The sequence below is a fragment of the Maricaulis sp. genome, assembly GCF_034670125.1.
In the GTDB taxonomy this organism is placed as follows: Bacteria; Pseudomonadota; Alphaproteobacteria; order Caulobacterales; family Maricaulaceae; genus Maricaulis.
On the sequence record NZ_JAXMOC010000004.1, the window covers coordinates 339,543 to 363,461 of the forward strand.

The window sequence follows — 23,919 nt, forward strand, 5'->3', positions numbered from 1 at the left end:
ACTAGCCCTTTGTCGCGACGAGGGTTTCCCAACCTTCCAGCGGCGGCTGGCGATGCACGGTCAGGCCGGCGGCTTCGTAGGCGGTGCGGACCATGGCTTCCTGTTCGGTCAGCAGACCGGACAGGATGACCTTGCCGCCGGGCGTCAGGATGTTGGCGACACCCGGTGCCAGCTCGACCAGCGGCCCGGCGAGGATATTGGCGAAGATCAGCTCGAACTGACGTCCGGCCAGCTTGGCATGATCGAGGCCCTCGGCGACGAAACAGTCGATGCCGGGGGTGTCATTCTTGGTGCAGTTCTCGATGCTTTCATCGACCGCTTCAGGATCGATGTCCGATGCCAGCACTTCCGTGTCCGGCAGTGCCTTGGCCGCGGCAATGGCCAGGACGGCCGTACCGCAGCCCAGATCGAACACGGTCTTCGGCGCGGCGCCGGCGTCCAGCATTTCGGAAAATGCGATCAGGCAGCCGCGCGTGGTGCCGTGATGGCCGGTGCCGAAGGCCGGGCCGGCTTCGATCTCGATGCCGATCTGACCGGCCGCGACGGCGTCGCGATCATGGGCGCCAAACAGGGTGAAACGCCCGCCTTCGACCGGCTTGAGGCCCTGCAGCGACAGGCGGACCCAGTCCTCCTCCGGCAACGGTCCGAACTCGACCAGTATGTCCTCGGCAAGGCCCGAGGCACGGCGGAAGGCGGCCTCGTCCGGCATGGACTGGAACAACACGTCCAGCCGCGCCCCATCGCTCTCCTCGAAAATCGCCCAGCTCAGCGCGACGGCCGGATGGGCCTCGTCGAGCCGTTCAACGACATCGGCAAGGGTGGCAAAATCGGACAGGGCTGTCAGGCGCCAAAGCGTGGTCATGGGCAAGGTCTCCGGATCAGGCGGCGGGTGTGGACGCTGGGACGCCGGAAATCAAGCGGGGAGGGGTGTGGGGATGGGGGGAGGTTGCGAGCGAGTGCTCGGAGAAGGCCTTGAATGTCTTGCCGGGATTTCGCCGCATGGGCTCAGCGCCGTCAAGGCGCATGCCCGCTTCGCGGCGCCGAAGGCGGCCTTGACGGCGCTGAGCCCATGCGGCCCGCTGGCTGGCATGACAAGTAAGGATGGGTGGGGACGAAGTCCCCGGGGGCGACATGCGGCTTACTTCTCCAGCGCCTCGACCAAAATCGCCCGTATCTCCTGCCAGGCCGGTGAGGTCGGATCGATCAGCTCGAAATGTCCCGCCTCGCGCAGCACGACATGGCGGACAGTGTCGCCGCGCGCTTGCGCCAGCGCCGTGTAGTGAGTGCCCAGTGAGGGTGGCACGATCGGATCGAGTTCGCCGGAAACAATGACCTGCTCGACGGCCAGTGGCCCCATCGCCGCAGGTGAGACCTGGGCCATCAAGACCGGTGTCTGGCCCTCCACCGGGCCGATCAGATCATCCACCGTGCCGGGCTCGCCGCATCGCCCCGGTCCGTTGGCACGATAGTTCGCCAGATCATTGATGCCGGCGAGTGTGACTACTGTCTCAGGCAGAAGCGGATCGTCGCGCCAGGCCGCGCTGTCTTCCGGCAAATTTCCGCGCGCCGCCGCCCACAGGGCCAGATGCCCGCCCGCGGAATGGCCGGTGAAGACCAGCCGGTCGAGATCCAGCGGATGATCCTGCGCCACCTCGCGCAGATGATCGACACCATCGGCGATGTCCCCGAACGTGCCCGGCCAGCCACCGCTCTCATGCCCGATCCGCGCATACTCCAAATTCCACACCGCCACGCCGTGATCACGCAGATCGGCAGCGACATAGTCCTGCAGGATCGTGCCCGGTATCTGCGACAGCCAGCACCCGCCATGCACCATCACCACCACCGGAAACGGCCCATCTCCGTGGGGCTTCCACAACTCACCAAACTCCAGCTCCCCCTCGCCAAAGGCGATGCGCGCCGTTGCGGTTTCACGTGGGCGGTCGAGCAGCTGATCCCATGTGATGGGGCGTGCGGCGGCGTGCGGGTCGACATGGGGCGCTGGCGCCTCGGGCTGACAGGCGGCAAGGAGTGTGGCGGCGATAAGGAGAGGGCGGATCATGGGGGCTCGCTGGTCTGTTCCAGCGCCAACTTTCCCCGAAACACACACTTTGTCATCCCGGGCGGACGGCCTGACTTGATCAGGGCGCAGACCCGGGACCTATTCGCTCAAGCCTGCGCCCGCGAAGGCGGGTGGCGGGGATAACAAAAGGGAATTGAAACAGCGCGGAACGAGGTCCTTCCCCTCGATGGGGAAGGTGGGCCGAGGCGCAGCCTCGGCTCGGAAGGGGTGAGACGCGTCAGCGTTCCTGCACCGCCCGTGCGTCACCCACTCCGTCTGGCCGCCATCGCGCCCAGCCACCTCGCCCATCAAGGGCGAGGACCTGACTTCAAGGCAATTCCCGCAGGAAATTCTCCACCACCTTCTTCTCGCCCGCCTTGTCGAATTTCACGGTGTATTTCGAGCCATCGGCCTTCTTCACCGTGCCGTAGCCGAACTTGTCGTGGAAGACGCGGTCGCCGGCGCGCCAGGTGCCGTTGGTATCGGAGCCTCCGCTTTCGATGAGCGTGGCCTTGGCATTGATGGTTGGCGGTGAGGAGCGGCGGCCGGATTGTTGATTGGCCTGATAGCGCTTCCAGCCGGGGCTGGAATAGCTCGACGCCATCGCGTCGGGCTGCTGGCTGACACTCTCAAAGCCCGGACCGCTGTCATAATAGCCCGTTTCTGAGCGCGCCTCGACATGGTCGACCGGCATTTCATCGATGAAGCGCGACGGGATGACCGTCTGCCAGCGGCCATAGATCATGCGATTGGCGGTGAAGGTGATGATGGCGCGTTCGCGGGCGCGGGTGATGCCGACATAGGCGAGACGGCGTTCTTCCTCGAGCGAGCGCGTGCCGCCCTCATCCAGCGAGCGCTGCGAGGGGAAGACGGTCTCTTCCCAGCCGGGCAGGAAGACGAGCGGGAATTCCAGACCCTTGGCGCCGTGCAGCGTCATCAGGGAAATCTCGTCCTCGTCCGGCTTGCGGTCGGCATCGGTCAGCAAGGCGACGTGTTCGAGATAGGCTTCCAGCGTGTCGTACTCGCCCATCGAGCGGACAAGCTCCTTGAGGTTTTCCAGCTTGCCGGCGGCCTGGGGCGTCTTGTCCTCGCGCCACATGGCGGTATAGCCGCTCTCGTCGAGAATGATCTCGGCCAGCTCGTCCAGCCGGCTCTGTTCGGATTGCTCGCGCCAGCGCTCGACATCGCGCAGGAAGACACCCAGCGCCGTGCGGGCCTTGCCGCGGATCTCGTCCGTGCCGAGCATAAGCCGGGTCGCCTCGGTCATCGGCACGCCCATGGCGCGGGCGGTCATGGCGATCTTCTGGACCGTGGTGTCACCAATACCGCGCTTGGGCGTGTTGACGATTCGCTCGAAGGCGAGGTCGTCTTCCGGTGAGCGCACCAGGCGCAAATAGGCGTGGGCGTCGCGGACCTCGGCACGTTCGAAGAAGCGCGGCCCGCCGATCACCTTGTAGGGCAGGCCCAGCATGATGAAGCGGTCTTCAAAGGCGCGCATCTGCCAGGCGGCGCGGACCAGCACGGCGCTGTCGGAATAAGCGCGCTGACCTGACACCCAGTTCTCGATTTCCTCGGCGACGAAGCGGGCCTCGGCCTCGCCATCCCAGATGCCGCGTACCTGGACCTTTTCGCCTTCGGCATCATCGGTCCACAGCGTCTTGCCGAGGCGCGAACGGTTGGCCGCGATCAGGCCCGAGGCGGCCCCCAGGATATGCGCGGTCGAGCGGTAATTGCGCTCCAGCCGGATCACGGTGGCGCCGGAAAAATCCTTCTCAAAGCGCAATATGTTGTCGACCTCGGCGCCGCGCCAGCCATAGATCGACTGGTCGTCATCACCCACACAGCAGATATTCCCGGTCCCCTGGGCCAAAAGCCGTAGCCACAGATACTGGGCGACATTGGTGTCCTGATACTCGTCGACGAGGAGATATCGAAACTTGTCGTGATAGAATTTCAGGACGTCCGGATTGTCCTTGAAGATGTGCAGCGTGTGCAGCAGCAAATCGCCGAAATCGCAGGCGTTCAGCGTCTTCAGGCGCGACTGGTAGATGCGGTAGAGATCCTGGCCGCGGCCCTCGGCGAAGGCCCATTTGTCGTCCTCGCCCAGCTGGTCCGGCATCAGGCCGCGATTCTTCCAGCCATCGATCAGGCTGGCGAGATGGCGCGGCGTCCAGCGTTTCTCGTCGATATTTTCGGCCTGGATGATCTGCTTCATCAGGCGCAGCTGGTCGTCGGTATCGAGAATGGTGAAGGAGGATTTCAGATCGACCAGTTCGGCATGGCGGCGCAGGATCTGGGCCGAGACCGAGTGGAACGTACCCAGCCAGGGCACGCCCTCGACCGCTTCGCCGATGATCTTGCCGACCCGCTCCTTCATTTCGCGCGCCGCCTTGTTGGTGAAGGTGACGGCGAGAACCTCCCACGGCCGGGCGCGACCGGTGGCCAGGATATGGGCGAGGCGGGTGGTCAGGACGCGGGTCTTGCCGGTGCCGGCACCCGCCAGTACCAGGACCGGACCATCCATGGCTTCCACTGCAGCGCGTTGCTCGGCATTCAGCCCCTCAAGATAGGGCGTCGGCGGCGCGGGCCGCGCCATGTCGGAGATGGAAAGACCGGACATGCAATTCCCTGCTGCTTGGACGGCGGGGGCAACCCCTGTTTGTCGAACCGATTCAATGCGCCATACTGGACCGATTGGCGCCCGATCCCAAGGGAGGGATGTGTGATTGTTCGTTTTTTGTTCGCATTGGTGATGTTGGCGTTTGGCGCTCCACTCCACGCTCAGGGCGTGTCGATCGTTGAGCACCGTGAGTTTCCTGAGACCGGAGCTCTGGCGCCGGGCATGGTTGAGTGCAATGCAAACTGGCAGGCGCCGGTCCTGTCGGACGGCACGACCCTTCAAGTTTCAAGTCACAGCGTGGCGGGTCACCCCCGCATAGCGCTTTATGCGGCCGACCCAGACCTGGGAGCGCTTCATATTGTTGCCGATTGGCCAGCCGACCTGTCAGACGGAGGCTATACTGTCAGTGAAATTGACCTGAACCAGGATCAGCGAGCGGAAATTTTGGCTCATCTTCGCGCGGGACATACAACCCGTCATGAGCTGTATGGGCGCGATGACAATGGTCGCTGGCGACTGATCTTGATGACTCGTTCTAACATGAATGACCGGCTTCGTTCGGTCGTCCAAGATATCGAGTCGGGAGTTCGCACCGAGTGGGGATTTCTCACGCGGAATTTTGAAGGCCAGGTCGTTATTCAGACGCGCGGGGAACGGTTCCCGGAACACAGGTGCCTTTGGTGGTCTGCCGGTCAAGGGCTTTGGCAATATCGATCAACGGCAGCAGTTTGTCCCGGTAGTGCCAACAATAGCGAGAGCGTATCCCGTATGGTCTTGTGGGCAAGTGTGTTGTCGCCAAACTGGCGCGCGCAACGCGACAGGTATCGTGAGTATCAGGAGGAAACGGACGAGGATATCGAGGCGCTTTATGATTGCTTGTCGGAGTAAGGCGTCGGGAAGGCGAGTTGCATTTTTGTTGGTCTGGCGGTGCCGCTGTCGATCTCATGGGGCCGAAATGGCTGCTGATCCGCTCGTCGGCCCCGGATCTGCGCCCGGCTTTCGCCGGGCTTCGTCCGGGGAAAATGAGCTTTCTTTTCATCGCCTCAGGTCATTCTTCCGGCTTCTCCGACTTTTTCTCCCTAATCACATACCCATTTTTCCCGGACGCGCGCAGCGCGATCCGGGACCGACGTTTAGCTCATCGATCCAGAAAACGCTCAGTCTTCGACGCGGGTCACGATCGGCACGGCTTCGTCGAAATCACCGCGAATGTCGAACCAGAGGTCCTTCCAGCCCGGGTTCATCGCTTCGATCAGCGCGATTTTCCACGCGCGGCGCCAGCGCTTGATCAGGTATTCGCGGTGGGCGGCGGATTCGAAGCCGTCATGCCATTCGTACCAGCCGAGTTGCTTGATGTCGTGCCGCTTGGTGTGACCGGATATTGCGCTGGTACGATGCTGCCAGGTCCGCCAGACCAGGTCTTTCGTGCGCCCGACATAGAGCGCGCCATGCGGGCGGCTGAACAAGAGATAGACGGCTTCCGGCGCGAGCATTGTCATGCAATTTATAATTGCTCAATGTATGTTTTATCGCAAAGGGAGAGTTTTGCTGCTCGTCCCGTCGGCCCCGGATCTGCGCCCGGCTTTTGCCGGGCTTCGTCCGGGGGAAATGAGCTGGGACGTTGGAAGTTTTGCACACACTCATTTTTCCCGGACGCGCGAAGCGCGATCCGGGACCGACGGTGGGCTCATCGATCCAGAAAACGCTCAGTCTTCGAGACGCGTCACGATCGGCACGTCTTCGTCGAAATCACCACGGATGTCGAACCAGCCGAGTTACTTCTTGATTTCGATCAGGCCGCCCGGCGCGGGGCTTCGATCGGCATTTGCTTGACGAAATCGACGAAGCGGCTGTCGAAGGCGCCGTTGGCGGCACGGATGGCTTCCGCATGCCTGACCAGCCCGACCATGAAACGCTCGGCTTCAACGCAGCAACCCTGTGCCTCGCCCGTTGGGCTGCAATCACCGTTGAATTCCAGAATGTCTTCCGTTGCGAGGACCAGCTCGTTCACCAGCCACAGGATTTCCGGACCATTGGCACGGCGCGCGCGCGCGGCCAGAAGTTCGGCGACCAAGGCGGTGTATTCGCGCGCCCGATAGGCGGTAAAATCCTGCAGGTTTGACGGGGCAGACGGTTGGTCCGGCATCAGGCTCTCTCGACCGACGCGACCCTGGACGGCGGGACCGGCGGGCAGCGCTCATTCTTGTTTGGTTATATATTATGACTCACAAGTCGCCAGAAGTCACGCCTCAACCGAAGAGTGCATCGACACTGGCTTGCGCGGCCTCGTCGTCGAGCTCGTCCTCGGTGTCAGCATGGCCGTTTATCGTGCCAGAGGCGGCGGCGATGAGCGGTTTGATCTCCTCGCTGGCCAGGGCGGCGATATGGGTACAGGTCTCCGCGTTTGTGGCCTCGCGCAGCATGGCCTGAGCCTTGAGGACCTCGTCATCGATCTGCAGGATCAGGGTTTCCAGGTGTGCCCGGACGGCAGTCGGCGCCGAGCGATAGGCGAGGATCGCCAGTTCCTTGTCCTTGAATGTGGAATTGGCAAAATGGGTCGGATAGTCCGCCGGTGCCCATTCCAGGACGTCTTCCGCGCAGTCGGGCATGTCCGGCAGCATTTCCATCACCATCACCACCTCGTTGAAGTGGTTAAGATAGTCGGTCGCCAGGCCGGTTACCGGATTGATGTTGGCTGCCCGCAGCACGTCAGCCGTCAGCGGGGCTTCCCCGAGGACGGCGCGGCCAGTATCCAGATTTTCAACCCCGGTCAGTCTCATGGCGGGACCATATCTTGGACATTCTTTCCAGAGGGATAACCCGGGTGAATTCTCTGTAATGTTGTTCAGCGGTGCTCTTCCTCGCTGATTTCAGCGAGCCGCCGCGCATAGGCAGCCTGGGCATCGGCCTTGGTGATGACGCCGGTCACCGTCTGGGCATCAGAGCGTTCACGCACGATGACGCTGTCCAGTTGCTCGGCGTCGAGGACAGCAAAGGCGCGTCCCAGCGTGTCGTCCTCATAAAGGCAGGTGCCGTCGGGAATGGCCGCTTCCCCCCAACTGCCCAAAGGTTCCATCACATCGCGAACACGCACGATCTGCAGCACGAGGCGGCTGGCGCCGCCGGCGATATCGTAGCCGCGCCGGTGCATCTGCAGCTGGAACAGCGAGCCGCCGAGGGCCGACTGGGACAGGACGGTTGCAAGCGAGACCGCGACCAGCACAGCCACGGAGGCCTCATAACTGGCCGTCAGTTCGAACACGATAAGGGTCGTTGACAGCGGTGCGCCCAGCACTGCCCCGGCGACTGCGCCCATGCCGATGACGGCAAAAAAGCCTGGTCCGGCGGTCTGGTCGCCGGCGAGCACGGCGAGCGACAGGCCAAAGGCCGATCCCAGCATGGCGCCCAGATAGAGCGAGGGCGAGAAAACCCCGCCGGGAAAGCGGCAGGCCAGGGTGATGATGGTGGCGATTGTCTTGAGACACAGCAACAGGACCACCAGGCCAAATGTATACTGGGCGGTCAGTGCATTCGAGGTGGCTTCATAACCGACGCCCAGGATTTCCGGCGCCATCAGCGCGATCAGGCCGACGGCGAGCCCGCCGGGTATGGGCAGCAGCCAGCTCGGCATGTTGATCCGGTCGGTCCAGCTGGCGAACAGGGCGGGCAGATGGATGACGCCCCGGTTGAAGATGATGACCAGCCCGGCCGCCGCGACGCCGAGCAGGGCCGCCGCCGGGAAATCCCACAGGCTGGCCGCCGCCATTTCGGGTACGCTGAACACCGGCGCCTGGCCGAAATGGTGACGCACGATCAGGGCGCCCACCACGCTGGAGGTCGCCACCGGTGCGATGGACCGCAGGGCGTAGTGGCCAAGGATGACTTCGAAGGCAAAAAGCGCGCCGGCGACCGGAGCGTTGAAGCTGGCCGAGACGGCCGCCGCCGCGCCACAGGCGAGCAGGATTCGCGACCCGCGCGGGGCCATGCCAAGACGGCTGCCGATGAAGGCGGCAAGGGTGGCCCCCAGATGGACGGCCGGGCCCTCGCGTCCGGCGCTGGCACCGCCGCCCAGGGAAATCGCGGACATGACGGCGGAATACAGACCCGACTTCACGTCGATCCGTCCCGCTTTCACGGCCCTGGCCTCAAGCACATCGGCGACGCCGAGGCCGCGCCCGTCCGGCGACAGGCCAAATCGTCGTCCCAGGCCGAGCATGGCGGCGATGATACAGCCGGTCACCAGGGGCAGGACCACAATTCGCCAAGCAGGAAGGTGGGAGGCGGCGCTGGCGAGCTGTTCCTCGGTCGCACCGAAGGCGGACTGTTCGACCCACCCGATGCCGAGGCGCAATCCCAAGGTCGCGTAGCCGGCACAGATCCCGACCACGATCGCCAGTCCCCAGAGGGCGGGACCGCGTCCCTCGCGAAAGGCCTGTCCGATCCGGTTGATCACATCATTCCGCCTGAAAGACTCAGCTGTCCTAACGGTGTGACGCGGGTTGGCGGAGGAGGTCAAGCCGGGCTCCCCTTGACGCGAAACCATTTGGTACCATATAAGAGAAACCAGTTGGTTTCATGAGGTGGTGATGACTCTCCCCGATCCCGTGTTCAAGGCGCTCGCCGATCCGACCCGCCGTTCGATCCTGCTTTTGCTTGCAGAGGGGGACCGGACGGTAGGCGAGGTGGCGAGCCGGTTCGACATGTCCCGGCCAGCCGTGGCCAAGCATCTCAAAGTGCTCGGCGATGGTGGTCTGGTGACCGTCGAGGCCCGTGGCCGGGAGCGCATCAACCGCCTCAATCCCGAGCCGCTGGCACGGGTGGCCGAGTGGGTCGCCCGGTTCGAGGTGTTCTGGGATCAGCGCCTCGCAGCTCTCAAGCAGGAAGTGGAAATGACGAATGACTGAAGCGCGCATTGAGAAATCGGTTTTCCTGAAAGCCAGCCCGGATCGTGTCTGGGATTATCTGACGCGGCCGGAATTGCTGGCCCGCTGGTTTCATCCTGCCGACACGGAACTGGTGACAGACGCCGCCTATTCGCTGCTGAGCAATAGTGGTGACGGCAGCCGGGTTTGCTGGGGAGAGGTATTGGAAGCGGACCCCCACAACCGGCTGGTCTACAGCTTTACCCACAAATGGCTGGACGGGCACCTGACCCGGGTCGAGTGGACGCTGACGGCAGTCGCGGAGGGGACCCTGTTGAAGCTTGTCCATGATGGCTTCGAGGGCGCCAGGGTCGATGTCTTCGACAGCCTGTGTGATCACGATGCCGGTTGGGACGAGCACTTCGCCAAGCTCCGCGACCAGGTCCTGGCGGCCGATCTCGCGACAGTCTGACTTGTCCCTTGTACCCCCGCGCCGAGCCGGTAGTCTGGCGGTTCAGTGCGGGGGTATCATGCGTAAATCACACATCATTCCATCCATCCTGGCGGGGCTTGCCGCGGTTGGTGGCGGCACCGCCGCGGCGCAGGACGAGCCACTTGGCAGCCAGTACACGCGGATCGATGAGGCCTGCGTCGAAAGCCAGCTCCCGGACGAACCGGTGTATGAGGCCGTCTGCCCCGGCCTGGACGGGTGGCTGGTCCACATCCTGTCCGGCGAGCATGGCTCGGCGTCGGCCTACGCCCGCCCGGGCATGGCGAGGTCCGGTTACATCAATGCGCCAATGCGCGGCCTGTATGGCGGATTTCATGCGGTCGTGGAATGGCGCCTCGACGGCGGCGAGGCCTTCGCCACGATTCACCGTTATGTCCACCACAACACGCCCGATGTTGTGGAATTTTATGGCGGCATCGAGGAGCCCAATACCCTGATTGTGACGGCACTGGCCGCGGAGGGAGGATATGCGGTCTGTCCGGTCGCCTTTGTCGACGCATCGGCCCTGCCAGACGCCAACTTGATCGCCCGGTCGGTGGCCGATGATCTGGCTCGCGGCTGGGATTGCGGCAACGAGCCGGTCCGTTTCAACGAGACGATGCCGGACCTTGATGCCTATTTTGTCTCACTCGGCAGCAAGCGCGCAGGCTAGGCGTCGTCGATCTCGTGCCGCAGGGCCTGCAGGATCCAGACCCGGACCGAAGATGCCAGCGGCTCGTCCTCGCGCGCCGCATCGATGGCGCCAACGAGGCTGGCAAGCGAACGCCCCTGCAGGATGGCCAGGCGGTCCAGCTCAGCCCAGAATTCAGGCTCCAGCGAGATCGAGGTCCGGTGGCCGGCAAGCGAGAGGGATCGTTTGTACAAGGGCATGAGCAGACACTTGTTGGTCCGTCGTCAATTGGCAAGTGCGGAGCGGCGGCAGCCAGGCGCGACTTGCATCCCCCATCAAGCTCGCCATCTATGATGCGAGGAGAGGGTTTCATGACTCCATTCAGCGCTATCCGGGCCCGCGCCCTGCAACACCATCCGGATCTGGACCAACGCCTGGCAGCCCATCCGGCACCAAAGTCGGCCGAGGCGTTGCGGGCGGTCACCGACGATCGCTGGCTGGCCCAGATGACCCGCTGCGTTTTCCAGGCGGGCTTTGTCTGGAAGGTGATCGAGGCAAAGTGGGATGGCTTCGAGGCGGCCTTCGAGGGATTCGATCCCGGCCGGATCAGCTTGTGGTCGGATGATGACATCGCCCGCCTGGCGTCGGATGAGCGCATCGTCCGGAATGGCCAGAAAATCACTGCCACCGTTGCCAATGCCCGCATGGTCGCTGAATTGTCAGCCGAGCATGGCGGGTTTGGAAACGTCATGGCCAATTGGCCGCGCCAGGACCAGGCGGGTCTGCTGGCCCTGCTCAAGGCGCGCGGCTCACGCGTGTCTGGAATGACCGGTCAGTATTTTCTGCGCTTCTCCGGTTGGGATGCCTGGATTCTGTCCGGCGATGTGAGCGCGGCGCTGGTTCGCGAGGGCATTGTTGACAAGCCGCCGACTTCGAAGTCCGCTATCGCCAAGTCCGCCGAGGCCATCGCAAAATGGGCCCGGCAAGGCGGTTGTTCACAGAGCGAAGTGAGCCGGGTACTGGCGTTCAGCGTGGGATAAGATATTGCCGTGCGCTGATGTTACCCTTTGGTGTTGGAAGGCAGCCTGGATCACAGCGCTCCAGGTCGGGCCGGTCGAGCGGGTCTAGGCATGCTGCGTTGGTACAAACCTGTCCATCTGTCGAAACTGCGCGTGAAGGACGTGCCGGACCTGCCAGGCGTTTACGTGCTGCTGCGTGATCCCGAGGATATCGCCAGTGTTCTCAAGATTGGTCCGACCCGTTCCCTGCGCGCCATGTTCGAGCGCGAACTGGGCATCCCCGACAAGGGGCGGGGCCTGCATCCCAAGGCGATGATGTTCGCGGAAACCTGGGCAGACGCCGAAGAGGCCCAGCGACTGATCGTGGCCTACAAGCGCAAGCATGGCCGGCCGCCGGTGATGAACTCGCCCTATTAGACAGCTCAGCTGTCGTCCCGCTTCTTGCCATCCAGTTCGGCCCGGATCCGTGCTGCGTCGGCCTCTGCGGCGTCGCGCAGGGCTTTCGGTGTGCCGTGTGTAACCCGATTGGCCTGCGCGGTCTCGGCCCTGTCCTTGCGGGCCTTCTGCTTGCGGTATTGGCGGAGATTGACGGGTTTGGTCATGTGACGCCCAACTGTGTCTCGCAGGTTTTGTGTGCATCCAATTGCCGTTTCGGCGCATCCTATCAACGGCTCGTGCGTTCGATAAGGAATTTCCCATGCTGGCTCAAACTGTCCGTTTCCTGACGGCGCCCTTCCGGCTCATCCCCTGGTATGTCTGGCTGGTCGCTGCGGCCGTCCTGGCCTGGCTGGGCCGCAACATCCTGCTGATCATCGCCACGATCATCGCCTTCCACCCGATCCCGGTGCCGCCGATCTTCCAGGGCGAACCGGCGGACATCGCCGAGGCCCGGGCCCAGGATCTGCGTCATTTCCATCACGTCCGCCGCAATGAGCGTTCGATGGATGAGGCCATGAAACAGCGTTTTGATGCCGCCGTGGCCGCGCTGGAGCACGAGGCGGCGACCCTGTCTGACGCCGGATTCCAGCTCGCCCTGGCACGCGTCCAGGCAATCATCGACAATGGCCATTCCAATGCGTCGGCCACGCGCATGGTTGCGCCATTCGACCGTCTCCCGATCCGCACGACCTGGTTTGGTCCTGAGTTGCGGGTGATGCGGGTCGTACCGGGCCGGGAAGCGCTTTTGGGGGCCAGGCTGACCCATATCGGTGACGTTCCGGTCGAGCGTGTCATGGACCGTTTTCGCGATGCCTTCGGCGGCGTTGATGCCAGCTTCCGGACCTTTGCCCCGTTGCTGATGGAGACGCCGGCCTTTCTTGCGGAGGTTGGCATCGATGATCCGGTTTTGAGGCTCAGCTTTGAAGACGGGCGAACGGAAAATCTGAGCCTGACCGCGATCGCTCCGGTGGAGGGAGCGCGCCGTTTCTATTCCGGCGACTGGATCGTGCCGGACTGGCTTGAAACCGAGGACTGGCTCGCCGTCCAGCCACAGGCCGAGCCGCTATATCTGCGCCATACCGATCGCGGCTATTGGCTCGAGCCGCTGCCGGAACTGGACGCCGTCTATCTCAATATCAGTCGCAATTATGACGATGACGGGGACGAAGGCCTGGTCGATTTCACCGTCCGTGCAGAGGCCGAAATAGCCGCGATCGCCCCGACGGTGCTGATCGTCGACCAACGCCTCAATGGCGGTGGTGACCTGACCATAACCGCCCCGCTGATGCGTCGTCTGGGCGATCTGGTCGGGCCGGATGGGCGTGTCTACATGTTGACCAGCGGCAATACGTTTTCGGCCGGCATCGTCAATCTGGCCATGGCCAAGCAGGCGGCGCCGGAACAGACGGTGCTGGTGGGGTCAGCCATCGGTGACCGACTTCAGTTCTGGGCCGAGGGCTGGTGGTTTTCATTGCCCAATTCCGGCTTTCGGGCGCGCTACTCGACCGGTTTTTACGACCTCCAGAATGGCTGCCAAGGGATATTCATCTGCCATTGGGGCAGCCAGAGGATCATGCCAGTGATCGTCGATGACCTGGATATCGATGTCGCGGCGCCGCTGAGCTGGGATGCCTATCAGGCCGGTCGCGACCCGGCGCTGGAGGCGATCCGCGCCCTCGAGGCCGGCTGACCCGGTCCGGATACAGGAGGGGCGACCCCATCCAGGGGCGCCCCGCCTGCCACGTCAATGCGTGGGCTTGATCAGGCCTTCGGGCCGATCATCTTCTCCGGACGCACGATCTCGTCGAACTGTTCGCCGGTGACGAAGCCGAGCTTGACCGCTTCCTCGCGCAAGGTCGTGCCGTTCTTGTGGGCGGTCTTGGCGACGATGGTGGCGTTGTCATAGCCGATCGTCGAGTTGAGAGCGGTCACCAGCATCAGGGAGCGTTCCATCAGGGCGGTGATGTTGTCCTCACGCGCCTGGATGCCGACCACGCACTTGTCGGTGAAGGTGTTGGCAGCGTCGGCCAGCAGGCGGATCGACTGCAGCACATTGAAGATGATCACGGGCTTGAAGACGTTGAGCTCGAAATGACCCTGGCTCCCGGCAAAGCTCACCGTCGTGTTGTTGCCCATCACCTGGACACAGACCATGGTCATCGCCTCGCACTGGGTCGGATTGACCTTGCCCGGCATGATCGACGAGCCCGGCTCGTTTTCCGGCAGGGCCAACTCACCCAGACCCGATCGCGGACCGGAGCCGAGCAGACGGATATCATTGGCGATCTTGAACAGCGAAACGGCTGCCGAATTGAGTGTGCCATGCGCCTCGACGAGCGCGTCCTTGGTCGCCAGCGCCTCGAACTTGTTCGGGGCGGTGACGAAATTCAGCTTGGTCAGGGCCGCGACTTCCTCGGCGAAGGTCTCGGCGAAGCCCGGCAGGGTGTTGAGGCCTGTGCCGACGGCGGTGCCGCCCTGGGCCAGCTCCAGCAAAGCGGGCAGGGCCGCCTCGATGCGGCGGATCGCGTTACCGACCATGGCGACATATCCGGAAAATTCCTGGCCCAGCGTCAGCGGCGTCGCATCCTGCAAGTGGGTGCGCCCGATCTTGATAACGTCCTTGAAGGATTTCGCCTTGTCGTTGAGTGCATTGTGCAGCTTCTGCAGGGCCGGCAGCAGCGCGTGACTGATCTCCTCGGCGGCGGCGATATGCATCGCGGTGGGGAAGGTGTCGTTGGACGACTGCGACCGGTTCACATGGTCGTTCGGGTGGATTGGATCCTTCGATCCGACCACACCGCCGAGCATCTGGATGGCGCGGTTGGAGACCACCTCATTGGTGTTCATGTTGGACTGGGTTCCCGAGCCGGTCTGCCAGACAGACAAGGGAAAGTGGTCATTCCACTTGCCTTCGGCGACTTCCAGTGCGGCAGCGGCGATGGCGTCCGCTTCGCGCGCTTCCATATTGCCCAGTTTCTTGTTGGCCAGTGCCGCGGAACGCTTCACGACGCCAAGGGCCCGGATCAAGGGAACCGGCATGGTCTCGGTGCCGATCGGGAAGTTGATCAGCGAGCGGGCGGTCTGCGCCCCGAAGAGTTTTTCGGACGGGACTTCAAGCGGGCCAAAGCTGTCGGTTTCGGTGCGCATCTCGCTCATCAGGGGAGGCTCCTTGCAGCGCCATGGGCGCGGGTCGATGATGGTGACGGTTGATTCGAACGTGTATCACTCGCACATGAGCGATCAAGACGATGATGCGCATCGCCGGGGGGCATGCCGCAAAAACGGGTTGGATGAGGGCCGCGATCGGCCAAGGGAAGGTTCAGGCGCACATGTCTGGCGACGAACTCAATTTGCGCGTTGACGCGGTGACGACCCAGACCCGGCGGTTCAAATCGCTGATCGGGGAATTTTTCCGTCTCGAGTTCAAGCGGACGCAACCCAAATGGGGACCTTATGAGGTCTGCATCGAGATCGCGCGCCGGCCCGACTGTCCGGACCATGACGTTGATCGCGTGGCCAAGGCGGTGCTGGATGCGCTGACGGGTGTGGTGTTCCACGATGACAGCCAGGTCGAGCGACTGCTCGTCACCAAGATTGAGGGCGACAGGCCGCGCATCGCCGTGACGGCCCGCCCGATGCAGGAGGTCCGCATCCTCGAGGATGCGTGAGGCCCCGCCGCTGCGGTAGCAGGGTCGTTTTTGGGAGTTTGGGGGAAATGACATGAAACAGATGTTTGTATCAGCGCTGGTTGTCGCCTTTGCCGGCGGGGCCGGGCTTTATCTGACAGCTGGCGATGCGCCGGGCGGCGGAACCGCACCGGGGCCGGTTGATGGAACCGTTGACGGAACCGTTGACGGGGCGGGTGGCGCTGGCAGCGTCACACCCGAGACCGTACCTGAGACAAGGCTTTCCTATACTGATGATCGCGGTGCCTGCAGCGGTGAGGAACTCGTCTCCGAGGATGAGCGCGTGACCTATGTCCAGGCGTGTGACGGGGTGGCGGGCTGGCGCTGGTTCGCGGAAGCGAGCGAGCACGGCGAGACCAGCCGGTTCAGTGATCGTGATGATCCTGAAACCGCGGGGCAGTACGGTGGTTATCTGGGTAATTTCGGTGATTTCCATACGGTGATCGAATGGCGTGTCATCGATGGGGCACCCTATGCCGCCATTCAGCGTTATGTCTCGGCCACATTCGAAACCGGTGAGCCGGTGCGACAGGAAACACTGATTGTCACCGCGCTGCGGCCGGGCGGTTCGCCGACCTCCTGCCATGTCGGCTATGTCGACGCGACCGCCGTGTCGGGTGCCAATGAGATCGCCCGCGACATGGCGGACCGGCTGGCCGCGGAGCATGATTGCGGCAGCGGAAGCGTGTGGGTCGTTGATGCGGCGTCGCCGTCCATCGATCAGGCCCTGGCCGACGGCTCGACCCGGCCTGCCAACTGATCAGCGATTGCCGCCTGCCAGCCTGGCCGCTTCCGGTCGGGCCCGCAGGCGGCCCATCGCCCAGACCCCGACCGCCGGCCCGATCGCCAGCGGTGTGAAGGCCCAGGGCCAGCCGACCAGGTCGATCCAAAAACCCAGCGCCTGGATCATGATCACGGTCAGGGTAAAGCCCATCGCGGTCTGGATGGTCAGCAAGGTGCCGGTTCGCTCCGGCGGAGCGAGTTCCGTGATGGCCGCGGAAAACTGGGCACTGTCGGCGATTACCGCCATGCCCCAGACAATCAGCAACGGCAGCGTCAGCCAGGGGGCCAGCTGAAAGGCGGGGCCGACCAGCAGCGCGCAACTGCCGGAAATGGCGAGTGCGATCATGGTGATACGGGTCCGTCCGAACCGGTCGGCGAGGCGTCCCGCCGCGAGGCAGGCGATGGCCCCGCTGGCGACCACGGCAAAGGCGGTAAGATCACCCAGCCGCGCCTCACCGCCCAGTCGGGCCCAATAGGCGTGGGCGAAGGGGCCGATCCAGGCCCACATCGCATAGAGCTCCCACATGTGACCGAGATAGCCCAGATTGACGAGACGCAGGGCCGGGTCGCGGACGGCCAGCGTCACCGCGGACGGGTCCAGCCTGGCGGCGGGACGCAAGCCCGGTCCGCCCTGGGCAAACAGGATCAGGCCGGCCGCGATCAGGGCGGCCACCGCCGACGCGATGAAGGGCAGGCGCCAGTCAGTGATGTCGCCGACCATATTGAACATGAAAGGCAGGGCCGAGCCCAGGGTCAGCGCGCCGACCAGCAATCCGACCAGAAAGCCCGCATCGCCGCGCGCCCAGCTGGCCGCCAGCTTCATGCCGACCGGATAGACCAGCGCCAGTGCGGCCCCCGCCACGGCGCGCGTGGCGATCAGGTTCCAGCCGCCCGGCTCCAGCTGCACCGCCGCGATGTTGGCGATGGCGGCGACGACGCTGCCGAAGGCGAACAGGCGCTGTGGCGGTATCCGGTCGGCCAGACCGCTCACAGCGCTGAGGACGGCGCCGATGACAAAGCCGAGTTGGACCGAACTGGTCAGGGCGGCCTGTCGCATCGGTCCGATATCGGTGCCGGCCATCAGGGCGGGCAGGGCGGCCGCTCCCGCGAACCAGATCGACAGGGCGAGGACTTGCGAGGCGGCGATCAGGGCGAGCGCCGCCGGCTTGCCGGGCAGGCTGGCGGCATCCCTCACAGCGTTTGGGCTGGCTTGACCCGGCGGACCTGACAGGTGGCGCTGGCCTTGGCCGCGATCTCGCCGGCCGGTGTCCACACCGTGCCTTCCATGAAGGCGACCCGGCCACCGATGCGCAGGGCTTCGCCGCGGGCCCGGCAGGGTTCGACCGGCAGCGGGTTGAAATAGCTTGTCTTGATTTCCAGGGTCGGAACGCCGCAGGTGAAGCGCTCGGCCACCAGCACCGACAGTGACATGACCTCGTCCAGCATGGCGGTGATGATACCGCCCTGCACGCTGCCCCGCAGGTTGGCGAGTTGCGGTGTCGGATTGAAACGCGCCTCGATCCAGCGTTGCTCGACGGACAGGTCAACCAGTTCGAAGCCAAGCAGGGTGGAGACATTTGTGCGGACGCCACGAGTCACCAGCCGCTCGCGGATTTCGTCTTCGCTCAAGGGCTCCGGAGGCGGACCTTCAACGAGGTCGGGCGCCAGCAGAAACGGACGTTCGCTCACTTCTTGCGGAAGCTGTCGAGACTGACCACCTGGGCGCCGTCGCCGTGCTCGCCGGCGGTGGAGGCACCGGCATCGGCCTTGCCCTTCCTGGGCTTGGGATCGTCGTCCGGAAAGCCGGCCTCATCCTCGGCGCCGTCATGCTCGAACTGGAGATGAAAGCCGACGCTGGGGTCGTGGAAGCGGGAAATCGCGGAATAGGGCATTTTGAGATATTTCGGCACGCCCGAAAATTTCAGCGTGACCTCGAACCCGGTCTCGGTGACATTGAGGTCCCAGAACTGGTGTTCCAGCACAATCGTCATCTCCTCCGGATATTTCTCCAGCAGGGTCGGGTCGATATCGACGCCGGGAGCTGTGGTGCGGAAGGTGATGTAGAAATGGTGCGGACCGGGCAGGCCTTCAGGAGCGCCCGCCTTGAGCAAGGCCTGTCGCACGACGCCGCGAAGGGCATCCTGCGCCATCAGGTCATAGCGCATCAGGTCTTTGGCCATGTCTAAACTCCCCCGGTAACGAATGAAGGGTACTCCAAGCGCTAGGCAGGTCAACGAGCAAGGGCGGTGCGACTGCACATGGCGTGACCAAGCCGATACGGCGTGCCGCTCGTCGGCGAACGGCGGTCTGGGTGGGGTTCAGGCCTCGGTCTGGACCCAGACGCCCGAATTTGGAGAAAAGTGGAGGCTTCTGTTGCCAGGCGCCTCCGGGCCCCGCCTATTCCGGCTAAAGGGAATAGGAGTTTAGTGCGAGATTACCCGCGCTGACTACGCAGCGAGAGCGACCTCTTCAGCAAAGTTGTCGTTGGCAACTCTGAAAATGAGCCTGTAAGGGGCCTCACCCCGGCGAAAGCCATCTTCTTTACCCGTCCGTCGATCCTGTTTCGGCCCCAGGCATGTCCGCCAACGCGGAACAGTTATGGTGGAGCCGCCGGGTACTGCCCCCGGGTCCGGTCCGGTTATTACAAGCGCGTTTATCGCCATAGTCGGCAAGCCGACCCCCTCAATATAGGCGATCCGGCGGCTTCTCCCAAGGGGGCAGCCCAGCGTTTGTGTGTCGGGACCGCGAAAGCGCCGCCGGTTGCTAGAAAATCGGCAACACGATGAGCAGCAGGGCCGCGAGCGTGAGCGCTGCCGCATAGCCGATGACCTGTAGGGGCAGGCGAAGCAGGGCGCCCCACCAGCTTGACCCGTAGAATTGTCGGTCCGCCAGCCAGAACAGGACAAGCTGGGCCAGCTGGGCGAGCAGCGCGACGGTGATCGCGGCGGCTGTACCCTGACCACCCAAGGTATGGCTCAGCAAGAGGGTCACGGCGAAGCCGGGCAGCAGGACCGCGTGCAGGTAGAGCGACAGGATGACGTGCTCGATCAGCTTGCGCCGCGGGTGGACGGCGAAATTGATCAGGGCCAGCGCGATCACCATCAGGATCACCGCTTGGGCGGCCGCCGCACTGCTGCGGGCCTCCAAGCCGGCCGGATCGCGCAGAGCCTCCACCGACAGCCGCCCGATCAGCGGCGGCATACCGAGCGTCGCCAGATATTCATGCAGGCAGGCGTCCGTTTCGGCATCGACCAGGCGTGCTTCGGATGCCGCACCGGTCTGCATGAGTGTGATCTGGAAATCGGTATCGGCGGCAAACACCAGCTGGCCCTGGGCGTTGACCTCTTCCGGTCCGGGCATGACCCCGCAATTGCGTATGCTCGGCGCGCCGCCGGCGGCGTCCAGCGCGGTCTCGATCCGCTCGCGGCGCTCGGCCAGGATAACCGGATCCTGCTGGCGAATGATTTCGGCGGTCGGGGCGGCATCGACGGCAATGACCCGCACCCCGCCCAGGCTCATCGCCGTGAAGAAGGCGAGACTGACCAGCAGATAGAGCCGGATCGGCGGTGTCCAGCGCGCCCGCTGGCCATCGGCATAGGCGCGCGCCAGCGTGCCCGGCCGGCTGAAGAGCGCCCGCAGTGTCGACAGGAAACGGCCATCCCAGACGAAAATATCGCCGATCGTGTCAGTCACCAGCACCAGGATGGGGCGCCGGATCTCTGTGCTCGACTGGCCGCACTGGCCGCAAAACGGTCCCGTCAGCGCCGCACCGCAATTGGCGCAGCTCTCCGGTGTCGTGGTGTCGCTGCCGGCTTTTTCCGGATGGCTCATGATCGGTCCCCGGCGGCCATCTAAGCGGGCAGCGGCGCCGTGCGCAATGCCGTCGCTCTGTGTGCACCGGGCATGTCCCTGACAGACCGGATTTGCGTCCCCCGGAATCGCGTTAGCAAGGCATCATGTCCAAGCTCTACTTCACCTATTCCGCGATGAATGCCGGCAAGTCGGCGATCCTGTTGCAGGCGGCGCACAATTACGGCGAGCGCGGCATGGAGGTCATGTTGTGGACCTCGGCCCATCATGCCGACACGCCCGACGCCCGTCTGGGGGCTATCGAGTCGCGGATCGGCCTGCGCGCGCCGGCACACATCTTTGCCGACACCGCAGACCTCTTCGCGGCCATCGCTGCCCGGCAGGTCGAGGGCCCGCTGGGCGCCGTCTTCTTTGACGAGGCGCAATTTCTCACCGCCGACCAGGTCCGCGAGCTGGCGCGCGTGGTCGACCAGCTTGGCTTGCCGGTCCTGTGCTATGGCCTGCGCACGGATTTCCTCGGCGCGCTCTTTCCCGGCTCGGCCGAACTCCTGGCCCTGGCCGACCATCTGCGCGAGGTCCGCACCATCTGCCATTGCGGCCGCAAGGCGACCATGAATCTGCGCCGCCAGCCCGACGGCCGCGCCATCGCCGAAGGCGAGCAGGTGGCAGTGGAGAAGTCGGATTACGTCTCGCTCTGCCGCAAGCATTTCTTTGATGCGCTGGCGGGCGGGTGAGGGGCGAGGGCAGGTCGGTGCGGTTTGCGCCTGGGCGCGGGGGTGAGCGGAATTAACTGTGTCTGTTGCGCCCTCCAGCAGGGATCAAACGCGTTCTGGGACATTGGGAGGCCCGCCCCGACCAAGCCATGATGCGGCGAGCCCACGCAAACCCGGCTCACCAGACCGCGAAGACAACCCTGATACCGGCGGAGACAGACCAACCGGACCAACTCGGAGCTTGACAGAAAGGGCCGCGATCAGACAACAGACACATTTTCCCCGTTCATTCTGTCCCTTCCTTGAGTGGCCGCCCGCGTGGTTTGGGCCGCAGGTCACGGCCTGATTTGGTTTCCAGTGCTGAGATTCAATCATCCTCTCCCATCGGGTCGCCGGTCCTGGTAAAGTATCCGATCCGGGCTTCGATGGCCGGGTCCAGGCCTTGGCACAGACAGGCGTTCCAGGAAGGGCACCGCCGACAAGAGCGGATCGGGCTCGCCGGTGAGGTGGGTGCGGGCACTCGACCAAGGCCAGTTCCGGGCCGGCTGACATAGCCTTGCCTTGACCGGATTCAGCTCGACACAGCGTAAGGCGATCAGCGCATAGGCCTCGTCCATGGCGCTCGAACCAAACCGTCCCTGCCATAAACAGCCGCTCCAGCCCTCGCGAGCATTAACCTGCCGCTGATCTGGTCGTGTTGGAAACTGGCGGGCCGCCCGGCTGGCTGCATGACGGGTTGGTACAGACGGGTTCTGGCCAAGCGTCCGGCGACACCCTTAAAGGGGACAGGTGTCATTAACGCGTCTGGGTGACGTGTGCCGTGCCCTTTTGGCGCCTGGCGTTCATGACACCTGTCCCCTCTCTACCCCGCGCGCCGGGCGCCGGGCGCATACCCATCCATAAACCGCTTGCCGGGAGGTCGCCGTATCCGGTTCTTGAGGTCAAGGGCGGCGCAGCCGCCGCTTCGCGGTTTCACCCTTGAGCTGAAGAACCGGATACGGCCTGCTGGCTGACAAGCGATCTATGGATAGCTCCGCACGGTGTGCGCAGGTGCGCGGATACGGCCTCGAAGCCGTCGAACACTGGTCAGAGGCTGGCCGGTCAGCCCCGTCAACCACATGGTGTCAGGCACGGCTTGTCCAGGTGGTCGCAGGACCGGACCGTCCCCCGCGAGGCGGGAGACGGCCTGTTTCCATCAGCCGAAAGGCTCAGCCCATCGTGAACACATTCAGCTTGTTGCCATCGGGATCGCGGAAATAGCCCGCGTAGAAGCTGTCGCCGCGCGGGCCTGCGGGGCCTTCACAGGTGGCGCCGAGCTCTTCGACGGCCATCTTGTAGACCTTGTCGACCTGTTCCTTGCTGTCGGCCTGGAAGGCCGCCATGACGCCATTGCCGATGGTGGCCGGCTCGCCATTGAAGGGTTTGGTCAGGCCGATGCCGGCGCCGCCGCCGGGCTTGCCCCAGGCGATGAAATTGTCGTCGCCCATCATCCGTCCGACGCCGAATTCGGCGCACAGCTTGTCGTAGAAGGCAGCGGCCTTTTCCAGGTCATTGGTTCCCAGTGTAACGTATCCGAGCATTTGATTGTTCCCTCTATGTTCCGATATGTCGACCCTACACGAAAACCGCTGCCGGGCGAGTCACATTTCAATCACTCCTGACAGCACGGTGGTCGTAGCCGGACACCGGTTCGCCGCACGTTCGAATCTCCATAGAATTTCCCGGACGATCCGGTTGCGGCGAGCCTGAATAATGGGGACTCCGTTTATTTGCCCCCGCCTATTCGCCTGCCAGTCCCGTCATCCCGATATGAGCTTCAGGGCTCGGTGGTGCGGATAGTCATGTCATAGGGGCAGGTGACCGGCGCTGCCGGGGCCTCCCGGACATCGAGTTCGACGAGGCGGTCGAGGACGCCCTCGACGGCGTCGAGCAGGATGCGGTTGCTCAGGCTGGCCGAGCGGTGAAGATTGACCAGGTCCATCAGGTCGTCGCGCAGGCCGGGCGCTTCGCGCATGGCATCCACGTCGTAATCGGTGGCGATGAAATAGCCGATGCCCGCATGCCATTCGCGGGTCGTGAAACGGTCGAAACGATCAATGGTGAGATAGGCCCGCTCGATCTGCGCGAGCGTGCCGACGGAACTGGTCCCGATGCTCTGGGCGGCCAGGATGCGTCCGCGCAGGCCGGCATCGCTGATCATCGCCACCAGGTCGCCACCGACCAGCGCGCTGGTATTGCCTTCCATGACGAGGCCGGGCTGGATCGCATGGCTCATCGGCAGGACGCCAATGATCGCAGCCCGTTGCGCTGCGTCCGGCGCATGACCGTCGATATCGCCAATCAGGTCGATCAGGCCATCGGCGATCGCGGCCTCGCCATCGATGCGGCACAGGAGCAGCTCCTGATAGATCTCGTAATCACTGGAAATCCCGTCGAGATAGGTGGCCTCGGTCGCGCGTCGCTGCGTCTCATCATAATATCCGGTGAGTTGGAAACCGACCGCGACACCGACAACGACGATCACGAAATCGAGCCCGACGGCGACCCAGTTCTGGTCGGACATATGGCGCATGAGACGGCGCAGGATCATAGTCGGCTCCCCGGCAGCTTGATCCGATCATAAAGACAATTCCGGCGGATTTGGCCAGCGGTGCGATGTCCTGGGTGGGATTGGGCGGGCAGGCTTCGACTAGCAGAGTAAGGAGCGACCTGCGCGACGGCGCCGGGGCGGTCGGTGAAGAGGGCTCGCCCGGCCGGGCGAGAGGGATGGGCCGCCGCGGCGTGTCGGTCCACTTCCCCCGCCAT

At 64.0% G+C, this 23,919-nt stretch carries 26 protein-coding genes and 1 other RNA gene; 10 read left to right on the top strand and 17 right to left on the bottom strand.

Translation table 11 applies throughout. The features are described from left to right. Position 1: 1 nt before the first annotated feature. The 3 genes from VOI18_RS10220 to VOI18_RS10230 form a co-directional block, all read right to left on the bottom strand. A complete protein-coding gene (locus VOI18_RS10220; protein WP_323762306.1) occupies positions 2-862 on the bottom strand; it encodes a 50S ribosomal protein L11 methyltransferase in 861 nt (286 codons plus the stop codon). 276 nt (positions 863-1,138) lie between these two features. Next, a complete protein-coding gene (locus VOI18_RS10225) occupies positions 1,139-2,062 on the bottom strand; it encodes an alpha/beta hydrolase (protein ID WP_323762307.1) in 924 nt (307 codons plus the stop codon). 328 nt (positions 2,063-2,390) lie between these two features. Then, positions 2,391-4,682 (bottom strand): ATP-dependent helicase, encoded by a 2,292-nt coding sequence (locus tag VOI18_RS10230; RefSeq protein ID WP_323762308.1) that lies wholly within the window; start codon positions 4,680-4,682, stop codon positions 2,391-2,393. A gap of 102 nt (positions 4,683-4,784) precedes the next feature. Here VOI18_RS10230 and VOI18_RS10235 point away from each other — a divergent pair, with 102 nt between their 5' ends. Beyond that, positions 4,785-5,570, top strand: coding sequence for a hypothetical protein (locus tag VOI18_RS10235; protein ID WP_323762309.1), 786 nt, complete (start codon positions 4,785-4,787; stop codon positions 5,568-5,570). Between the two features lie 269 nt (positions 5,571-5,839). Here VOI18_RS10235 and VOI18_RS10240 read toward each other — a convergent pair whose 3' ends face one another. The 4 genes from VOI18_RS10240 to VOI18_RS10255 all read right to left on the bottom strand — a co-directional run bounded on the left by VOI18_RS10240 (position 5,840) and on the right by VOI18_RS10255 (position 9,135). Beyond that, positions 5,840-6,181, bottom strand: a complete 342-nt coding sequence (locus VOI18_RS10240) for a GIY-YIG nuclease family protein (protein ID WP_323762310.1) — start codon at positions 6,179-6,181, stop codon at positions 5,840-5,842. 293 nt (positions 6,182-6,474) lie between these two features. After that, complete coding sequence (locus VOI18_RS10245) at positions 6,475-6,828, bottom strand: hypothetical protein (RefSeq protein WP_323762311.1); 354 nt, start codon at positions 6,826-6,828, stop codon at positions 6,475-6,477. A 103-nt stretch (positions 6,829-6,931) separates the two neighbouring features. Next, entirely contained in the window at positions 6,932-7,462 is a 531-nt protein-coding gene (locus VOI18_RS10250) for a hypothetical protein (RefSeq protein ID WP_323762312.1), read from the bottom strand. Between the two features lie 65 nt (positions 7,463-7,527). Then, entirely contained in the window at positions 7,528-9,135 is a 1,608-nt protein-coding gene (locus VOI18_RS10255) for a chloride channel protein (RefSeq protein ID WP_323762313.1), read from the bottom strand. Positions 9,136-9,268: 133 nt separating this feature from the next. Here VOI18_RS10255 and VOI18_RS10260 point away from each other — a divergent pair, with 133 nt between their 5' ends. From VOI18_RS10260 to VOI18_RS10270, 3 genes are read left to right on the top strand one after another with little or no spacing between them, the layout of a single operon-like run. After that, positions 9,269-9,586, top strand: a complete 318-nt coding sequence (locus tag VOI18_RS10260; RefSeq protein WP_323762314.1) for a metalloregulator ArsR/SmtB family transcription factor — start codon at positions 9,269-9,271, stop codon at positions 9,584-9,586. Then, a complete protein-coding gene (locus VOI18_RS10265; protein WP_323762315.1) occupies positions 9,579-10,016 on the top strand; it encodes an SRPBCC domain-containing protein in 438 nt (145 codons plus the stop codon). Before VOI18_RS10260 ends, VOI18_RS10265 begins: the two co-directional genes overlap by 8 nt. Before the next feature lie 58 nt (positions 10,017-10,074). Next, positions 10,075-10,707 carry a hypothetical protein gene (locus tag VOI18_RS10270; RefSeq protein ID WP_323762316.1) on the top strand — a complete coding sequence of 211 codons (633 nt, stop codon included), beginning with the start codon at positions 10,075-10,077 and terminating at the stop codon, positions 10,705-10,707. Here VOI18_RS10270 and VOI18_RS10275 read toward each other — a convergent pair. After that, positions 10,704-10,925 (bottom strand): ribbon-helix-helix domain-containing protein, encoded by a 222-nt coding sequence (locus tag VOI18_RS10275; protein WP_323762317.1) that lies wholly within the window; start codon positions 10,923-10,925, stop codon positions 10,704-10,706. The two genes, VOI18_RS10270 and VOI18_RS10275, sit on opposite strands and share 4 nt — an antisense overlap. Before the next feature lie 111 nt (positions 10,926-11,036). Here VOI18_RS10275 and VOI18_RS10280 point away from each other — a divergent pair, with 111 nt between their 5' ends. Together VOI18_RS10280 and VOI18_RS10285 are read left to right on the top strand one after the other, a co-directional pair. After that, positions 11,037-11,705 (top strand): DNA-3-methyladenine glycosylase I, encoded by a 669-nt coding sequence (locus VOI18_RS10280; RefSeq protein ID WP_323762318.1) that lies wholly within the window; start codon positions 11,037-11,039, stop codon positions 11,703-11,705. A gap of 90 nt (positions 11,706-11,795) precedes the next feature. Beyond that, positions 11,796-12,101, top strand: a complete 306-nt coding sequence (locus VOI18_RS10285; protein ID WP_323762319.1) for a hypothetical protein — start codon at positions 11,796-11,798, stop codon at positions 12,099-12,101. Positions 12,102-12,106: 5 nt separating this feature from the next. On the opposite strand, the gene VOI18_RS10290 is transcribed toward VOI18_RS10285, so the two are convergent. Then, positions 12,107-12,286 (bottom strand): DUF4169 family protein, encoded by a 180-nt coding sequence (locus tag VOI18_RS10290; protein WP_323762320.1) that lies wholly within the window; start codon positions 12,284-12,286, stop codon positions 12,107-12,109. A 95-nt stretch (positions 12,287-12,381) separates the two neighbouring features. Between VOI18_RS10290 and VOI18_RS10295 the strand changes: the two genes are divergently transcribed. Continuing rightward, on the top strand, positions 12,382-13,812 hold the full coding sequence (locus VOI18_RS10295; protein WP_323762321.1) for a hypothetical protein: 1,431 nt from the start codon (positions 12,382-12,384) through the stop codon (positions 13,810-13,812). Between the two features lie 71 nt (positions 13,813-13,883). On the opposite strand, the gene fumC is transcribed toward VOI18_RS10295, so the two are convergent. Then, complete coding sequence (gene fumC / locus VOI18_RS10300; protein ID WP_323762322.1) at positions 13,884-15,278, bottom strand: class II fumarate hydratase; 1,395 nt, start codon at positions 15,276-15,278, stop codon at positions 13,884-13,886. Positions 15,279-15,451: 173 nt separating this feature from the next. On the opposite strand from fumC, the gene VOI18_RS10305 reads away from it, so the two are divergent. Further along, entirely contained in the window at positions 15,452-15,790 is a 339-nt protein-coding gene (locus tag VOI18_RS10305; protein ID WP_323762323.1) for a RusA family crossover junction endodeoxyribonuclease, read from the top strand. Between the two features lie 52 nt (positions 15,791-15,842). Further along, positions 15,843-16,568, top strand: a complete 726-nt coding sequence (locus tag VOI18_RS10310; RefSeq protein ID WP_323762324.1) for a hypothetical protein — start codon at positions 15,843-15,845, stop codon at positions 16,566-16,568. On the opposite strand, the gene VOI18_RS10315 is transcribed toward VOI18_RS10310, so the two are convergent. The 5 genes from VOI18_RS10315 to VOI18_RS10335 all read right to left on the bottom strand — a co-directional run bounded on the left by VOI18_RS10315 (position 16,569) and on the right by VOI18_RS10335 (position 20,422). Next, positions 16,569-17,786, bottom strand: coding sequence for an MFS transporter (locus VOI18_RS10315; protein ID WP_323762325.1), 1,218 nt, complete (start codon positions 17,784-17,786; stop codon positions 16,569-16,571). It lies immediately after the preceding gene. Next, on the bottom strand, positions 17,783-18,220 hold the full coding sequence (locus VOI18_RS10320) for a PaaI family thioesterase (RefSeq protein WP_323762326.1): 438 nt from the start codon (positions 18,218-18,220) through the stop codon (positions 17,783-17,785). The genes VOI18_RS10315 and VOI18_RS10320 overlap by 4 nt, the downstream gene beginning before the upstream one ends. 56 nt (positions 18,221-18,276) lie before the next feature. Continuing rightward, positions 18,277-18,771: an SspB family protein gene (locus VOI18_RS10325; RefSeq protein WP_323762327.1), complete on the bottom strand. Its 495-nt coding sequence runs from the start codon at positions 18,769-18,771 to the stop codon at positions 18,277-18,279. A gap of 179 nt (positions 18,772-18,950) precedes the next feature. After that, positions 18,951-19,308, bottom strand: a transfer-messenger RNA (tmRNA) gene (gene ssrA / locus VOI18_RS10330). 46 nt (positions 19,309-19,354) lie between these two features. Next, positions 19,355-20,422, bottom strand: a complete 1,068-nt coding sequence (locus tag VOI18_RS10335; protein ID WP_323762328.1) for a DUF3667 domain-containing protein — start codon at positions 20,420-20,422, stop codon at positions 19,355-19,357. 125 nt (positions 20,423-20,547) lie between these two features. Between VOI18_RS10335 and VOI18_RS10340 the strand changes: the two genes are divergently transcribed. Then, entirely contained in the window at positions 20,548-21,135 is a 588-nt protein-coding gene (locus VOI18_RS10340) for a thymidine kinase (RefSeq protein ID WP_323762329.1), read from the top strand. 1,187 nt (positions 21,136-22,322) lie between these two features. Here VOI18_RS10340 and VOI18_RS10345 read toward each other — a convergent pair. Together VOI18_RS10345 and VOI18_RS10350 are read right to left on the bottom strand one after the other, a co-directional pair. After that, positions 22,323-22,694 carry a VOC family protein gene (locus VOI18_RS10345; RefSeq protein ID WP_323762330.1) on the bottom strand — a complete coding sequence of 124 codons (372 nt, stop codon included), beginning with the start codon at positions 22,692-22,694 and terminating at the stop codon, positions 22,323-22,325. A 236-nt stretch (positions 22,695-22,930) separates the two neighbouring features. Beyond that, on the bottom strand, positions 22,931-23,704 hold the full coding sequence (locus VOI18_RS10350; protein ID WP_323762331.1) for a hypothetical protein: 774 nt from the start codon (positions 23,702-23,704) through the stop codon (positions 22,931-22,933). Positions 23,705-23,919 lie beyond the last annotated feature (215 nt).

Coding starts and splice junctions, on each gene's coding strand:
- VOI18_RS10270 (WP_323762316.1), top strand. CDS start 10,075: ATGCGTAAATCACACATCATTCCATCCATCCTGGCGGGGCTTGCCGCG.
- VOI18_RS10285 (WP_323762319.1), top strand. CDS start 11,796: ATGCTGCGTTGGTACAAACCTGTCCATCTGTCGAAACTGCGCGTGAAG.
- VOI18_RS10265 (WP_323762315.1), top strand. CDS start 9,579: ATGACTGAAGCGCGCATTGAGAAATCGGTTTTCCTGAAAGCCAGCCCG.
- VOI18_RS10250 (WP_323762312.1), bottom strand. CDS start 7,462: ATGAGACTGACCGGGGTTGAAAATCTGGATACTGGCCGCGCCGTCCTC.
- VOI18_RS10225 (WP_323762307.1), bottom strand. CDS start 2,062: ATGATCCGCCCTCTCCTTATCGCCGCCACACTCCTTGCCGCCTGTCAG.
- VOI18_RS10245 (WP_323762311.1), bottom strand. CDS start 6,828: ATGCCGGACCAACCGTCTGCCCCGTCAAACCTGCAGGATTTTACCGCC.
- fumC (WP_323762322.1), bottom strand. CDS start 15,278: ATGAGCGAGATGCGCACCGAAACCGACAGCTTTGGCCCGCTTGAAGTC.
- VOI18_RS10290 (WP_323762320.1), bottom strand. CDS start 12,286: ATGACCAAACCCGTCAATCTCCGCCAATACCGCAAGCAGAAGGCCCGC.
- VOI18_RS10350 (WP_323762331.1), bottom strand. CDS start 23,704: ATGATCCTGCGCCGTCTCATGCGCCATATGTCCGACCAGAACTGGGTC.
- VOI18_RS10280 (WP_323762318.1), top strand. CDS start 11,037: ATGACTCCATTCAGCGCTATCCGGGCCCGCGCCCTGCAACACCATCCG.
- VOI18_RS10345 (WP_323762330.1), bottom strand. CDS start 22,694: ATGCTCGGATACGTTACACTGGGAACCAATGACCTGGAAAAGGCCGCT.
- VOI18_RS10240 (WP_323762310.1), bottom strand. CDS start 6,181: ATGACAATGCTCGCGCCGGAAGCCGTCTATCTCTTGTTCAGCCGCCCG.
- VOI18_RS10325 (WP_323762327.1), bottom strand. CDS start 18,771: ATGGCCAAAGACCTGATGCGCTATGACCTGATGGCGCAGGATGCCCTT.
- VOI18_RS10275 (WP_323762317.1), bottom strand. CDS start 10,925: ATGCCCTTGTACAAACGATCCCTCTCGCTTGCCGGCCACCGGACCTCG.
- VOI18_RS10220 (WP_323762306.1), bottom strand. CDS start 862: ATGACCACGCTTTGGCGCCTGACAGCCCTGTCCGATTTTGCCACCCTT.
- VOI18_RS10295 (WP_323762321.1), top strand. CDS start 12,382: ATGCTGGCTCAAACTGTCCGTTTCCTGACGGCGCCCTTCCGGCTCATC.
- VOI18_RS10230 (WP_323762308.1), bottom strand. CDS start 4,682: ATGTCCGGTCTTTCCATCTCCGACATGGCGCGGCCCGCGCCGCCGACG.
- VOI18_RS10340 (WP_323762329.1), top strand. CDS start 20,548: ATGTCCAAGCTCTACTTCACCTATTCCGCGATGAATGCCGGCAAGTCG.
- VOI18_RS10260 (WP_323762314.1), top strand. CDS start 9,269: ATGACTCTCCCCGATCCCGTGTTCAAGGCGCTCGCCGATCCGACCCGC.
- VOI18_RS10335 (WP_323762328.1), bottom strand. CDS start 20,422: ATGAGCCATCCGGAAAAAGCCGGCAGCGACACCACGACACCGGAGAGC.
- VOI18_RS10310 (WP_323762324.1), top strand. CDS start 15,843: ATGAAACAGATGTTTGTATCAGCGCTGGTTGTCGCCTTTGCCGGCGGG.
- VOI18_RS10305 (WP_323762323.1), top strand. CDS start 15,452: ATGTCTGGCGACGAACTCAATTTGCGCGTTGACGCGGTGACGACCCAG.